Source organism: Legionella tucsonensis (assembly GCF_001468035.1).
GTDB classification, from domain to species: Bacteria; Pseudomonadota; Gammaproteobacteria; order Legionellales; family Legionellaceae; genus Legionella; species Legionella tucsonensis.
This window is the reverse complement of record NZ_LNZA01000001.1, coordinates 311,382-327,053: the sequence shown is the minus strand read 5'-3', so window position 1 is coordinate 327,053 and position 15,672 is coordinate 311,382. Positions and strand designations below refer to the sequence as shown.

Sequence of the window (15,672 nt, the reverse complement as noted above, 5' to 3'; positions counted from 1 at the left end):
ATTAAATCCCAGTCGTCCTTTTAGAATAGTTCATATTAGGCAGAAATATTCAATAAGTTCAAGAATAATTTTCAAACAGATAACAAGGAAACTAAACAGTTAAGATTCAAATGCTTAGTGTATTACTAAAAAATAATCACTCACATTATGTCACTCTGCTTTTTTTAATGACAACTCATCATGCAAATTGCTGCATGATAAGTAAGAAGGCCCTGCCCGGAGGAGATTTGTTCCGAGCTAAGGCTGTAGCCTTCTTCTTTGGCTACGTTTGATTAACTCATTTGACGCATGATAAGGGAAAACACATTCCATTTTCATCCGAATTCTCTAGATCGATAAGCTTAAACACGTCCTTATCCAGTGCGCGTATCTCTTCTCCTGAGCGAGTCTGGTTAAAAAACCAGAAATTACCAGTCTTGTAGTATTTATATCCATTAGCTCCTCCAAGGGAAAGAGTGCAACTAATTATATTAGCAATAGCAACTAAGGCGTTGTATAAAAATCTATATAAATCGGGCTCAATTTCAGGATCGACAATTTTAAGAATTTCATTTTCAGCATTCTTTAATGTAGGAGACACATCGGTATAAGGATCCATGAGTGCATCATAAGAAACCTTGTATAATGTTTTTCTATAAGCTTCTTCTGCACCCTTCCATTTTATATGCATTTCACTGGATGATTTAGCCCCAGATAAACGCTCATGGATTATTTTGCATTGAGCCTCAACCCTCAAAATAACTTGTCGAAACCGTTCCGCTTCTTCACTCTCTTCTTGTGCTGCCAATTCAATTAGGTCTTTTCCGAGCCTTAAGTCTTGCATTTGCCTGACACAAATAAAACGATCGCGCAAGCTTTTAGCCAAAGCCAATTGTACCGGATCTTTTATGGCAAGAACTTTATTGCCTTGAGTCTGTATCCCGTGTACTACGCCACTATAAAGAACTGCCATCAATAACGCTCGGGTTTTACCTTCCACATTCGCTAATTGTGGTAAAAGCAGGCGTAGGGCTTGTCCTTTATAATTCTTCTCTAATACTAAGTGATATGTTTCAAGAGGGGCAGTAATACCTGATTTTTTTAATAAAAGTAACGCTATGCTTGCTGCTTTTAACTCGTCAAGAGTTAACTTGTGTAATCTCGATGTTACATCATGAAGCCCTTCAAATTCTTTAGCAAAATGATGGACAATTGATTTTTGTAAATGTTGGTGGGGGTTTAAAGCAAGCTTTTCTAGATTTTCAATACTAATGGTTTTTGTTTGATCCAAAGCCACCAGGCATGAAGCCAATAATGGATATTTCTTTGTTGCCGCAACGACTTGCTGATAACCATCTTCAGATAAAGAGCCTTTGACCCAAAAAATCAAACAAAGCCGTCTACAGTCTTCATCAGGTAAAGAAAAAATAAATTTTAATTCTTCACGTTTTTTAGATTCTTTAAAAAATTCAGGGACATCTTCCGTCAGTTCCGGCTCTAACTTAACTAAACTATCTATAGCTCGGTAATAAGCTTCCGTGGATAAAATAAGTTGGATTAAATCATCTGGATAGGATTGTTGAATTAAAAACGGGATTAACTTGATTTGTGTCTCATCCTTCATATAACCACTGAATTTATTAATAAATTCAATATTGGTAAGTAGCTTCCGGTTTTGATCCAAAAGCCCATTTTCATAAAATACGATGAGGATTTTTAATAGACTTTTATTAATGCGTTCATCATCTGTGAATTGAATTCCCTGAATTTCTTTACGTAATGGACTGGATTTTGATAAAAGCTCCTTGAGCAGAGAAACAGATAAAGGAAGCTCATCAAGTATTTTGTATTGAAAAAGCAAATCCAGGTCTGGATTCTCTGCGAATAATGCGGATAAATCAAATTCAGAAAAAGAAATGGGTTCGCGAAGGGTTGCCGTTTCTTGCTCTATTTGGAGTTTTCGCATCAATAAAGCAATACGTTGAAAACGTAAGTTAATCTCATTATTCCGATTAACTGCATTTTGTAATAAAAAGCTCGGAATAGCTGAGCCAATCTGCTGTAATAAGGGTTCGATAGAGGACACAGAGGAAACGGTAACCCCAAAATCAAGCGATTTAATAAACGGGGTTAAATCAAAGCTTGATACACAGACAATTTCTCTATTTTTGGGTTCGGCATGGCCATTTTTTATTAAACCGATGACCCACTGTGTTGGGTCATCCTTACGATACATCACCATAATGCCGCAGTCCTCTCCTGCGTCATTAATGTAAGCAAAATCCTGGTGACCTAAATTCGCATGATAGGCTTCTGAATCTTCTTCTTTTTTGAGTGGTTCACGCCCAAACAAATAGGACAAATTTCCTGCAGTCATATTACCATGCAAATAATATTTCCCTAGAGCATGTTTTCGCCAGATATTAAAATGTCTTATTGCTTGCTGTACTGTACCCAGAAAATTAATCGTAGAGAAATCACCAATTATATTGGTGTCATCTTTTTGTTCTGCAACAACCCAGCCCTGTCCAAAAGCATGGAAAATTTGTTCCGCGTTTCCCTTCAGCAAATAAGGCATAATTCTTTCTCAATATGACAAATTGAGAGTATTATAACCAAGAATTCATCAAGATGGTGATGGTTTTTTGCTAAAATTGCATTTTCAATACCTTTAATAAGTTATAATGACTAGGAAAAGGAGGCGCGTAGCCCATGTTCTGCGATGCAGGAGAAAGCACATTTGCCGATCCTGTTGAGAAGTCACGTATTATGAGGGTAATGTACTGACAATCTATTGAGGCAAGAAAATAAATATGAAATGCAATATCATAGGCGCAGGCCGATTAGGTAGAAATATCGCATTGGCCTTATCTAAAGCTCATCTCATCTCGTCCTTTTCCATTTGTAATCGCAGTTTGGAAAGTGCACAAAAAGCGAGTCAGGAGATTGGGGCAGGCCAAGCAATTGATAAAATTGAGCATTTACCTGAAGCAGATATAACCTGGATATGCTGTAATGATGATGCAATTAGCGATGTAGTAAAAACTTTAGCACAACATTCTATTTTAAAATCAGAGTCTTTTGTAATTCATTGTAGTGGTGTACTTAATTCCGATTTGCTTAGGCCATTAAAAAAGCTTGGCTGTTATGTAGCCAGCTTTCATCCTTTAAAGGCTTTTAAAACAAATTACTTAGATCCTTCTGCGTTTTATCAAGTTGATTGTGTTTTAGAGGGTGACACTGAGGTATGCGCGTGGTTAAAAAGCACGTTCACTCAATTAGGCTCTCATCTAATTACCATTAAGCCTGAGGCAAAAACAGCATATCATGCTGCAGCATGCATGGCTTCGAATTATTTAATTACCTTAGCCGCATGCAGTGAAGAATTATTTCTTAAGGCAGGGATTAATCCACAACAAAGCCGGAGGATGATGATCAATTTAATGCAAGGCAATCTGAATAACTTACAAGAAACTGTAAGTATTGCTGAATCACTCACAGGCCCATTAGCGAGAGGGGATGTCCAAACCATTGCCTTGCATTTAGATTCGCTAGAAAATCACGAGCTCAAGCGTTTCTATCAAAGTGCAGCATTAAGCACACTGCCTATGACGCAATTATCTGAAGAAATAAAAGAAAAAATTACACATCTTTGTAGTTGAGTTTCTTACTTAAAAGAATGAGTTCTCCCATGTCCTATATCAACAGGGTTAACCCTGGAACAATACGCTCAAAGACAGTTAATGTGTTAAGAATTCGTAGGAATACGAGTTTCTTCCTCGCTTGAATTCGATCCTTCAGGTAAGCCAAAATCAACACTCACGAGAGGATCACTTTCTAAGTCCATTTTTGATGGCTGTAATACCCTTGGCTTTGGCTCTTTCTTTGGCTCTTGCTTTTGAACCTCCAAACCGTTCACCATTTTTTGTGGACTACCATTATAGCCAGAATTAACTTCTTTTTCGACCTTTCCCACAACTTGAAATTCATGTCCTCCATGAGATCCCTTGGTTTTCTTAAACCCATCCTTTTCCTTGCTCGTTAACTCTATTCCACCTTTCTCCGGATTAAATAATTCATCTTCCTGTAACACCTCTAAAACTACCTCGCGAGTTCGTTTATCTTGGCCTTTATGCGCTTGGGTTTTACTTGCACCGGTTGCATCAAGATTCATTTCTCTATCTGCCGCATTGTTGGTGTCAATTAATTGATTTATATAGAATTTTCTCACTGGAGGAATCGCTAATAATGGGAGTGTTGCCAGAGCAAACACTCCAAGAGCAATTCGCGCAGTCCAACGCAAGAAAGGACTTTTTATATCTTGCACAAATGAAAAACTACTTACTTTCGCCGCACCACCTTGGTCTTCGCGTGAAATAGCTGCCGCACCACCGTGTAAATTACATTTGCTTACTGATACAGCTATAGCGGCTCGTAATGCATCGGGATCAGCTGTATCTCCTTTCGCATAAGCTTTGATTTGATCATAAATCGCTTTTTCATGTTCTTGTAGCTTATCAAGTTTTCCATCATTATGCTCCACACGTTCGTGTATACTTTTCAATAAAGCAAAGCGTAGCATGACATCCTGATTGCGCTCATTACCACTTTTACAGCCGCCAGTTGATGCCCATTCGATATACATACTCAGAGCTTGGCTCAGTTGGCCGTAACGTATATCCCAATGCTGATTAGTTGCAATCATTCTTGCTAATGCATTGGACGCTAATGAAGGTAAATCTTGATCTTCGTCTTGCTGTGCTAATTTATCTTTTAAATCTTCTTTAAAAATTCGTATTTCTGTAATTAATTGTTTCCCTTCTGGTGAGTCTGCAAAATATTCTTCTCTATTCTCCTTGTTCAAGAAATCGTTATAATATAGGAGAACCTGTTCATTTATTTTAAAAAAATCAGTCTTTACGTCTTGGCTTAGAAAAGCACTATTTTCTTGAAGGGTATGCAGCATGGCCATTTCGGCACTTAAGGTAATCTCATCCAACTCCACAGAACCAGTAAAAATGCTTCTATCAACCCGATAACCTAAATCCTGAGTGTGACGGTTTGTACCTATATTCTGTACATATAAAAAGCTATTTACTTTGGTCTTTGCTACTCTTAGATCCTCCTGTAGTTTTTTGACTTGTTGCTCCCGAACCTCTTCTTCTTCTATTGTAGACACAGGGTTTGTTTGAACATCCTGAATTTTCTTTTTGAGCTCTTCTATACGTGCAGAACGTTGTGCGTTAAATTCATGCATGGCCTGCATCATGTACAGAGCGCTGGCTCTTTGCTTGTTATTTCTATCACCTATAGTTTCAAATGCCTCTGAATGAAACGAGGTGAATAAATTCTCTACGGCAGGACCATCTTTTCCACCACGCATGGCACGCATTTGCTCGTGGAGAAAACCGAATTTTTTTACTAGATCATCTTTAATATCCTGAGCACTCATTGTGGGATGAAAAACCAGTGCTGGTGAGGGTAAACGCCCACTTACAGCGGAAGTAGGATGCAATACACCATTTTCATCTCGATAAGTATAAGTAACTCGCCTGAAGGCGGCTTGATCTTCTATATGCTTCCCTGCGTCAAACGTAGATTTTTCGTGCGCTGTTTGTTGGGTTCCGGTTATTAACATCCCCTGTTGCAGGTAATTAGACGTGTAAAAATAATCGAATCCTGTAGCTGTGCGCGCAGTAAATTGGTGTTTATCCAAACTACTGCTAAGTTTTTGCGTGTAGTCTAAAATATCTTTTCTAATCTCATCTGAGTTTTTTCCTAATTTTTTTCCTTGTTCTTTTAAATGCGTAACGACACCCTCTATAAGCTCTTTTTTTGCGGCTCGAGCCAATCTGGTTCTTTCTTTAGCTAAATTTTTATTAAGTTTATCTACATTAACCCTGCCATCATCTGGATCAGTGGCTTTTTCAACTGCCCTCTTATACGCCTTGGCCACTTCCTGCTGGAGCTTTACGGCTGCTTTATGGCGAATGTCTTGCCAAGCCTCAGGATTAATCGTTTCCTTTGTTGTACCATAGGTTATGGAACGCCGCTCAAATGTTCCTGCCATTAAACACATATGTGCGTAAGTTTCTTCAAAAGAGGCAACAATACTCGCTCTTTGATGATGAGGAACCTTCTGTGGCCCATATATTTCTTTGTACTTATCTTGTAGCTTCTTGTATACATCACCACCTTTTTCAGGACGGGGACCACTTAAATCAATTGAGCATAAGGTTGTGTCAGTGGGGGTACGACCACCAAGCACTTCTTTGAGTCCATTATTGATCTCTATACCTTCTCTCTCATCGACTTCTAGCATGTCAATGCCTAAAGCAGCCTCTATCTTCTTAAGTACCGCTTTTTGTTCTTCTTTAGATAGTGTTAACTCGTAAACTAAACGTCCTTGCGGATCAAACATTAAGTCTTCTTGTAGTTCTATTTCTTCATCTTTACGTTTGGCTACTTTTTCTAAAACTTTTTGAGATAGGTACTCTTGATAGATGGCATTGGCTTTAGCTACAGCATATCGTTGCTGTTCGATTTTTATTCCATTTTGTACTTCTGGAGATAGACTATTCTGAAAAACAGGCTCATTCAAACTCGCTAAGGCTTTTCGTTCATTACTTTCTTCAGGCGTTTCGCCTGCTTTAAAGAGTAATTTCTGATAAATTGCAATTTGAACATCTGCATCTAATTTTTGAAATTCTTCTTGATACTTTCCCTCTCCAGCTGCAATAAGCTGTTTAAGTATTGTTGAGAGCGACATACATCGATTCCTCTTAAGCCTTTATAGTTTATATTAGCACTAAAACATTACCGAAACCTTACGTTGATAAATCTCAAAAAGGCAATATGAATTTCTGGGGGATCTAAAGGCTAAAGTTCAACTTCTTTTCCTAAGTTTTTCTGATTGACATGTTTTTTTGTTTTTCTTTTCTCATGCCAGGTTTGCAACATAACAAAAAATGCAGGGACGAATACCACGGCAAGGCAGGTTGAAGCCAGCATTCCACTGCATACGGCAATCCCAATCGAGCGCCGTGCATTGGCACCGGCTCCGGTAGCCAATACTAAGGGCATGACTCCAAGAATAAAAGCGAACGAGGTCATTAAAATAGGACGAAAACGTGTTTTAGCGCCAATTACCGCAGCCTCCATGATTGATTTGTTATGCAGTTCGTGTTGTTCTCGCGCCACCTCAACGATCAAAATAGCATTCTTGGCTGCCAAAGCAATAAGTAGCAAAATCCCAATTTGGGTATACATATTATTGGAAAGACCTAAAGCCGATAACACCAATACGGTCCCAATTAAGGCTAAGGGTACGCTTAATAGAATCGCTGCAGGAGCGATCCAGTTTTCATATTGACCTGCCAAAATCAGATACACCAAAATGAGTGACAGGATAAAAATATAATAACTCATATTTCCTGCAATTTTTTCCTGATAGGCGGTACTGGTCCATTCATAAGAGATACCCGCAGGTAAAACTTGCTTTGCAAGCTGCTCCATAACCGCCATGGCTTGGCCTGAGCTATAACCTGGCGCGGCCGAACCATAAATATTGCTGGAGGGGTATAAATTATAAAGAGAAATAATGGAAGGACCTACTGTAGGTGACATATCAGTAAGTGTTCCCAATGGTACCATTTCCCCTGATTTGTTTCTTACATAATAATTACGTACATCACCAACCGTCATGCGTGACGCAGCATCTGCCTGGACATAAACCTGAAATACCTGTCCGAATTTTGAAAACAGATTCACATAGGATGAACCAAGATAGGTCTGTAACGCATTGGATGCATCGCCGACAGAAACACCTAAAGCCTCTGCTTTGACTCGATTAATCGGGGCAGCAAGCTGTGGCACTGAAGCACGAAAAGAAGTCATCAAGCGTTGCAATTCGGGCTGCTGGTTTGCATAGCGAATCAACAGATCAGTGGCAGTTTGCAATTTTTGATAATCAAATGATCCATCTTGCAATTCAAGCTGCATTTGAAAACCACCAGACATACCCAAGCCTTGAATTGGCGGGGGGATCATAACCAATATTTTAGCGCCTAAAGTTTTTTCTGCGATCGCATTAAGTTGTTTATACATCGCCAACAGATCCTCTTTTTTACCCCGCACGCTCCAATCTTTAAATATCACGTAAAGAACACCACCATTGGCAAGGCTCGCATTACTGTCCAAAAGCGAGATTCCAGTAATACTGATGACATTCTCTACGCCATCAAGTTTAGATACTTGCGCGCTTAAATCGTGTAAAACCGCCTCTGTGCGCCCTAAACTGGAACCATCGGGCAATTGCACGTTCATCATCGCATATCCCTGATCTTCAAGTGGGATAAACCCTGTAGGGATACGTGTTAAACCTAAGATCGCTAAAATAACTAGAGAAATACCAATGAGGCAAACTGTTTTATTGTTATGAACAAGCCTGTCTATGAAACGAAGATAGAAATTTTCTATAGGATAGTAATACTTATCAAATAAACGAAAAACGACGTTTTTCTTTTTTTGCGGGTCGACTGGTTTGAGCCACAAGGCACATTGAGTTGGCTTCAAAGTCATCGCATTGATGGCACTAATAAATGCAGTTGCTGCAATAACGAGTGCAAACTGAGCATACATAGCTCCGGTTAAGCCTGGCATAAAACCTGCGGGAATGAATACCGCCATTAAAACAAGAGTAATACCAATAATGGGCCCCAATAATTCGCCCATAGCATGAATTGCCGATTGTTTGGGCGGGGTGCCCTGTTCTATGTGTTGGGTTACACCTTCGACAATCACAATCGCGTCATCAACGACGATCCCAATTGCTAAAACAAGGGCAAATAAAGTTAACAAGTTAACGGAATAACCTAATAAAAGCATGGCAAAGAATGCGCCAATGATGGTCACAGGCACTGTGGTAGTAGGTACTAAGGTGGCACGATAGTTTTGTAAGAAAAGAAGAATAACAATCAAAACCAGGATGCCCGCTTCGAACAAAGTTTCATATACCTCATTCACTGAAGCTTTTACGAATATGGTGGTATCAAAAGGAATCGAGTACTCCATGCCAGGAGGAAATTTTTTTGCCATTTTCTCAACTGCTTTACGTACCTCGGTTGCAACTTGCAGGGCATTGGCATTGGGGAGCTGGTAAATACCAATAGCTGCGGCCTGCTTATTATTCAGTCTCGCGAGCTGGTTGTAGCTGTTAGATCCCAACTCAACACGACCTACATCACGAATACGGACAATTTGGGCACTTTGTGTAGTACTGGTTTCTTTAGCACTTTGATTGGGGTTTTGTGCTATTGTTTTCACAATGATGTTTTCAAATTGATCTACATCAGCAAGTTGTCCCGGTACATTTACTGTAAATTGATACGCTTGTTTCCCTGAAGTTGGTGGCGCACCAATTTGCCCGGAAGATACCTCTTGGTTTTGATTGCTAATGGCTTGAAGAACATCACTTGGATTAAGAGAATAAGCCAACATTTTTTTAGGATCCAACCAAACACGCATCGCATAAGTACCGGTTCCAAAAATAATCACATTACCTACGCCAGGCAAACGCGATAATTCATCTTGCATGTTAATTGCCGCATAATTATCAAGAAACAGTCCATCATATTCATTATTTTTGGACGTTAGGGTAATAAATTGCAGAATCGCCGTAGATTTTTGCTGTACCACTACTCCTTGCTTTTGCACTGAATCGGGCAACTGCGCCATAGCAGCCTGTACCCTATTTTGCACCAGTACTTGCGCAAAATTAAGATCTGTACCAATAGCAAAAGTAACAATTAGAGTGTAGGTACCATTATTCGTACTGGTGGATTGCATATACAGCATGTTTTCCACCCCATTCACCTGCTGTTCAATCGGTAAAGCTACGGTTTTGATGAGTGTTTTAGCGTCGGCACCAGGGTATGTAGTGGTCACTTGAATAGTTGGTGGAACAATAGCAGGATATTGAGAAACTGGTAGTACAAATATAGCTACCAACCCCAGCAACACGATGAGGAGCGCAATAACATTTGCCAATATTGGCCGCTCAATAAAAAATTTAGAAATCATTCTGCTATTTTCTCATTTGTAACGATCATTCAAAAAACGCCCCCATAGCCACCAAACCAAGTAGAAAGCAAACATTAAATACTCTTAGTTTGACGGCTACGAACGACAGTCCCTGACACATCTCCATTAATGCTTGCCTTCTTTATTTTTTTATTATCTTTGTCTATGTTATCTTTATTATCTTTTGTTTGTGAGACCTGTTCTCGTGGCTCAACCTTATTACCAGGAGTTGCGTATTGCAGGCCATCAATGATCACTTTGTCTTGAGCCTCTAGTCCCGAGGCCACAGCACGCACCCCGTTCTCCATACTGCCCAATGTTACCCGTTTCGTCACCACAGCATTGTCATTATTTACGGTCAATATATAGGGGCCAATTTGATCATAAAGGATCGCTGTATCAGGCACTGTTAATTGCTTTTTAGGTTTGGAGATAGCGACTCGTACTTGCACAAAGAGTCCTGGTACAAAAATGTACCCTTTATTTGGTAATACAGCACGCAGCTCCATAGTTCCGGTAGATGCATTAAGACCTGTATTCACAAAATCAAGCGTCGCCTTGTACTTAACTGTAGGATCGTTTTGTAGGCTCACTTCAATAGGAACTTGCTTGATATCTTGGGGCTTAAATCCTTGTGCACGCGCTGCCGCTCGTAATTTGATTAAATCAAGCTCATTTAAATTAAAGTAAACATAAATGGGATCGATCTGCTCTATGGTAGCCAAATTTGTGGCTTCGCCATGCCCTACGAGATTGCCAACATCAACCAAATGTCGACCAATTCGACCATCAAATGGGGCTGAAATATGTGTATAACCGTAATTAATTGCCGCGTTTATTTCTTCGGCTTCTGATTTATCCAATTGTGCAGCAATCTCTAGCGTTTTGGCATACCATTTTTCGACCTCATTTAGAGAGGTAGCATGTTGTTTATACATCCGTTGTTGGCGCGCATACTCTGACTTGTTATAAACAAGCGATGCCTTTGCTGCGGCTACAGTCGCTTTAGCGGCTCTAAGTTTTTCAAAATACGGCTCAGGCTGTATTACAAAGAGCTCCTTTCCTTTTTTAACAAAAGTTCCATCAACAAACTCGATTGAATTAAGATAGCCTTCAACACGCGCAACCAGATTAACGGAATTATACGCTACTGTATTCCCTGTTTGCGTCACATATTCAGCCATTTCTGCAAGTTTTGGTTTTTGCACAACAACCTTGGGCACAGGGATGGCTGGAGCGCTGTTTTTGCCAAAAATATGTGAAATCAGATAAATGAGAAGTAAAATAGCAACCACTATCCCTGCAATTTTGACTGATTTTGAATTTCTATTAAAGTTCATACCCAATACCATTTTATTTAGTTTCCCTAATTTCCTTTCTCTGCTTAGGGTCATTACCATTAAGCTAAGCCATGCGTACGTAAAATTGTTATCACCCTACGCGGGGATGAGAAAACTCCTTCACTTAGCACGCGATCCTCCCCCTATCCTCAGCGCGAGAGAGAGAATTTTTCTTTTCTTCTACCACTTTGGTAAATAAAGTTCCTTAACTCGTTCTTTCTTAGTTCGCGGTAACTCATGATTTTGTTGCTTCAGCAAAGTCCCCCAGTTCGTTCGCGCAGCCATTTCGGCTTTTATTTGTTCTGGTACAACATCATTAGCTCCTCGAATTTCCCACCCCCCACCGAGTGCACGATAAAGAGAGACGAGTGCCTGAGGAATATTCGCTTGTGCATTTACAAGGGACGTCTGTACACTCAATTGTTGCTGCTCAGCATTCAACACCGGGGTAAAGTCTACTTCTCCATTAATATAACGGATTATTGCCAATTTTAATGATTTGATGGCAGAGTTATTTGCTTGAGTTAAAGCACGTTCTGCTTTTTTTGCCTCAATATAGGCTGTAATACTGTTTTGCACTTCTTGCTGCGCCTTTAGAACCAAATTAACATAATTTAATAAAGACTGCTGGAACACAGCATCTTGCGCTCGTACTGCGTTTGTAATTTGACCGTAATTTAGTATTGGCCAGGTCAAAGCAGGGCCTGTGGTTATTGATCGATTAGACCATTGAAACAGATCCGCAAGTGAATTTTGACCAATATTGTTTGAAGAAAAAACGAAAGTCCCATTTAATGCTAAGGAAGGGAACAGATTTGCTTTTGTTGCACCGATTTTAGCAGATTGCGCGATAGCCTCCAAACGTGCTTGATGAATATCCGGCCGTCGCGCTAATGTTTCTATAGGTATTCCAACCGCTACAGATGAAGGCGCCTTGGGAATCCCTTTACCTTTTTTTAGCTCCCCATCCACCCCATTGGGTACTGTACCCAATAAAAGAGCCAGCGCATTCTTTTGCTGCTCTAAACTATTTTCCAACGGTGGAAGAGATGCTTCTGTTTGTGAAAGCTCTGTCTGTGCTTGTTCCACATCCATGAGATTTGTTTCACCTGCATTATATCGGGCCTTGGCTATTTTTAAACCTTCTTTTTGCACGACAATATTGGCTTTGGTTACCTTAATTTGCGCCTCAAAGGTTCGAACTTGGATGTAGGTGCTGGCAACATCTGCAGTAAGAGTCACCAATGCGTTATCATAAGCCGCTAGAGAAGATAAAAACGTAGCATCATTGGCCTGAATTGCTCTTCGGTATTTACCCCAAAAATCAATTTCCCAATTCGCAGCAAAACCCAGTGATAAAGTTGAAAAGGATGAAGGCAAAATAGATTGCAGTTCACTACCACCAAGTTCAACATAGGTGAAATTGCCTGTCACTGCTTGTTGTTGAGGGTACAGCTGGCCTACCGATTGTGCTAAAAGTGCCCGGGTTTGTAAAACCCTTACCCCCGCACTCTGGACCGTCAAATTGTTGTGATACCCTTGATAAATTAATGAAGTCAGGATTGGATCATGAAATACTTGCCACCATTTTGTCGTTTTAAATGGGGCTTCTTTTACTGTTGCATCCTTTTTCGGCCAATGAACTGCAACTGGTTTTTTCGGCTCTTTATAATTAGGGCCGACCATAAAACAAGCGCTAAGAAACAGGCAAGCAACAAAGGTAAAAATTTTTAACATGAGTGCTAAGACTTCCCTATCTAAATATTTTCCATTATTGGAAATGACATTAGCTTCTTACTAAAGCACTTTATCACTAGTAGGGATTATTTAATAGATCATTAATGTGAAAACCAGGTCCACAGAAAAACTATCCTGCAGTATTGACTTGCAATTGAGTCACATTTTGCAATCCTCGCGGTAATCGATTGCCCCGACGTCCACGCTCGCCTTTATAATGATCCAAATCACCTCCTTTCAAGGTAAAATGTCGTTTGCCAGCATGCACAGTGAGTGAATCATCCGCTGAAAGTACTTGCAAATCAATCATATACTCTTCACGAGATGCCGCTTTAGCAGAAGGGATACTGATTAATTTATTTCCTTTGCCGCGCGATAACTCTGGGACTTCTTTGGCAGAAAAAATGAGTAAGCGGCCAGCATTGGTAACACAGGCAACAAATAACTCATCATGTTTGGGTAAGATACGAGGCGGCAAAATAAGGCTGGATTCAGGCAGCTTAATACAAGCCTTGCCATTGCGATTTTTTACGTAAAGATCACCTATCTTGGCGATAAAACCATATCCTGCATCACAGGCTAATAACACCATTTGCTCTGCCTCACCACCGACCACTGCTTCGAATAATGCACCTTCAGCGGGATTAAGCTTACCTGTTAAAGGCTCTCCTTGGCCTCGTGCCGAGGGTAAAACATGGCCTGGCAAGGAATAAACTTTGCCTTCACTGTCAAAAAAGAGGATTTGTTGGTTTGAACGCGCCATGGCTTGCGCTTTAAATTCATCACCTGCTTTATAACTCAACTCACTACCAATTACATCATAGCCTTTAGCTGCCCTTACCCAGCCCTTTTTGGAGAGTACTACAGTAATTGGCTCATTGGGTAAAATATCTTCTTCTTTTAATGCTTGTGATTCTTGTCGGACAATAATTGGCGAGCGACGCACATCACCAAATGCATCCCGATCTTTAATAATTTCGTCTCTAACCAAAGCTTTTAACCGTTGCTCTGAGGCTAAAATTTTTTGTAAATTATCGCGTTCAGCGCAAAGCTCATCCAGCTCGCCACGTATCTTTATCTCTTCCAGTTTTGCCAAATGACGCAACTTCATTTCTAAAATAGCTTCAGCTTGACGATCACTGAGATTAAAACGTGCTATTAATCCTTGCTTGGGTTGCTCTTGTTCGCGAATGATCGCAATGACTTCATCGATGTTCAGATAAGCAATAAGTAAACCTTCCAGCACATGAATGCGATCCAGAACTTTTGCCAATCGATACTCCAAGCGTCGTCTTACTACTGTTAAGCGATAAGACAACCATTCTGTTAGAATATCCAGTAAATTTTTTACTTTTGGTCTGCCATCAAGACCTATCATATTGAAGTTTACGCGATAACTTCGTTCTAAATCCGTAGTTGCAAATAAATGAGACATCAAGCCTTCTGCATCAACTCGATTTGAACGTGGAATAATCACCAACCGTGTGGGATGTTCATGATCGGATTCATCACGTAAATCCTCTACCATAGGCAGTTTTTTCTGTTGCATCTGCAACGCGATTTGCTCTATTACTTTGGCACCAGATACCTGATACGGCAGGGCAGTAATTACTATATTTTGTTTTTCCTGGTTATAAACCGCCCGCATTTTAATTGAACCATTACCTGTTTCATACATACTGGTAATTGCTTCCGGCGGAGTAATTATTTCCGCGTCAGTCGGAAAATCAGGTCCCTTAATGTACCGAGTAATCGTTGCTAAATCTGCTTGAGAGTTATCCAGTAAATGCACACAAGCATTGGCCACTTCAGTTAGGTTATGTGGCAGAATATCTGAAGCCATACCCACGGCAATACCTGTTGCGCCATTTAATAATATATTAGGTAAGCGAGCTGGCAGTAATGCAGGTTCTTGTAACGTTCCATCAAAATTGTCAACCCAATCCACGGTACCTTGCAATAATTCTGAAAGCAATACTTCGGCGTATGGTGATAAGCGGGCTTCCGTATAACGCATGGCTGCAAAAGATTTAGGATCATCTGGAGATCCCCAGTTTCCTTGACCATCAACAAAGGGATAGCGGTAGGAAAACGGCTGCGCCATTAATACCATAGCTTCATAACACGCACTGTCACCATGGGGATGGAATTTACCCAACACATCCCCAACCGTGCGTGCTGATTTCTTATATTTGGCAGTTGCTTTCAAGCCCAACTCAGACATTGCATAAATAATACGCCGCTGAACGGGTTTTAATCCATCAGCAATATGAGGTAAGGCCCTATCTAAAATGACGTACATTGAATAATCAAGGTAAGCCTTTTCCGTAAACTCAGTTAATGCTTTTCGTTCTGTTACTTCATTCATCGTTATTTTATTCATGAGATTAATAATTACTATTTAACCACTGGGAGACTCTATTGCAAAGTGATTTTAGCAGAGTCCTTATGATGCATATACAGGAACAGCTTATAAATTGTGAATAACTTTTGTATATTTTTTCATAATGGCAACTGCATTTGACGTAACATATTG

General features: G+C 40.1%; 7 protein-coding genes. 1 reads left to right on the top strand and 6 read right to left on the bottom strand.

What is annotated here, in order from left to right; genetic code table 11:
• Positions 1–277: 277 nt before the first annotated feature.
• Positions 278–2,557 carry a hypothetical protein gene (locus Ltuc_RS01430; protein ID WP_058519583.1) on the bottom strand — a complete coding sequence of 760 codons (2,280 nt, stop codon included), beginning with the start codon at positions 2,555–2,557 and terminating at the stop codon, positions 278–280.
• Between the two features lie 235 nt (positions 2,558–2,792).
• Here Ltuc_RS01430 and Ltuc_RS01425 point away from each other — a divergent pair, with 235 nt between their 5' ends.
• The gene (locus Ltuc_RS01425) at positions 2,793–3,641 is read left to right on the top strand and encodes a Rossmann-like and DUF2520 domain-containing protein (RefSeq protein WP_058519582.1); all 849 of its coding nucleotides are present in this window, start codon (positions 2,793–2,795) and stop codon (positions 3,639–3,641) included.
• A gap of 86 nt (positions 3,642–3,727) precedes the next feature.
• On the opposite strand, the gene Ltuc_RS01420 is transcribed toward Ltuc_RS01425, so the two are convergent.
• From Ltuc_RS01420 to parC, 5 genes are all read right to left on the bottom strand, one after another.
• Entirely contained in the window at positions 3,728–6,748 is a 3,021-nt protein-coding gene (locus Ltuc_RS01420; protein WP_058519581.1) for a hypothetical protein, read from the bottom strand.
• Between the two features lie 110 nt (positions 6,749–6,858).
• The gene (locus Ltuc_RS01415; RefSeq protein ID WP_058519580.1) at positions 6,859–10,059 is read right to left on the bottom strand and encodes an efflux RND transporter permease subunit; all 3,201 of its coding nucleotides are present in this window, start codon (positions 10,057–10,059) and stop codon (positions 6,859–6,861) included.
• Between the two features lie 74 nt (positions 10,060–10,133).
• Positions 10,134–11,399, bottom strand: a complete 1,266-nt coding sequence (locus Ltuc_RS01410; protein WP_238584049.1) for an efflux RND transporter periplasmic adaptor subunit — start codon at positions 11,397–11,399, stop codon at positions 10,134–10,136.
• A gap of 180 nt (positions 11,400–11,579) precedes the next feature.
• A complete protein-coding gene (locus Ltuc_RS01405) occupies positions 11,580–13,136 on the bottom strand; it encodes an efflux transporter outer membrane subunit (RefSeq protein WP_058519579.1) in 1,557 nt (518 codons plus the stop codon).
• A gap of 130 nt (positions 13,137–13,266) precedes the next feature.
• Positions 13,267–15,519 (bottom strand): DNA topoisomerase IV subunit A, encoded by a 2,253-nt coding sequence (gene parC / locus Ltuc_RS01400; RefSeq protein ID WP_058519578.1) that lies wholly within the window; start codon positions 15,517–15,519, stop codon positions 13,267–13,269.
• Positions 15,520–15,672 lie beyond the last annotated feature (153 nt).

Excerpts from the sequence above, each read along its gene's own strand:
- Ltuc_RS01405 (WP_058519579.1), bottom strand. The coding sequence starts at position 13,136 with ATGTTAAAAATTTTTACCTTTGTTGCTTGCCTGTTTCTTAGCGCTTGT.
- parC (WP_058519578.1), bottom strand. The coding sequence starts at position 15,519 with ATGAATAAAATAACGATGAATGAAGTAACAGAACGAAAAGCATTAACT.
- Ltuc_RS01415 (WP_058519580.1), bottom strand. The coding sequence starts at position 10,059 with ATGATTTCTAAATTTTTTATTGAGCGGCCAATATTGGCAAATGTTATT.
- Ltuc_RS01410 (WP_238584049.1), bottom strand. The coding sequence starts at position 11,399 with ATGAACTTTAATAGAAATTCAAAATCAGTCAAAATTGCAGGGATAGTG.
- Ltuc_RS01425 (WP_058519582.1), top strand. The coding sequence starts at position 2,793 with ATGAAATGCAATATCATAGGCGCAGGCCGATTAGGTAGAAATATCGCA.
- Ltuc_RS01430 (WP_058519583.1), bottom strand. The coding sequence starts at position 2,557 with ATGCCTTATTTGCTGAAGGGAAACGCGGAACAAATTTTCCATGCTTTT.
- Ltuc_RS01420 (WP_058519581.1), bottom strand. The coding sequence starts at position 6,748 with ATGTCGCTCTCAACAATACTTAAACAGCTTATTGCAGCTGGAGAGGGA.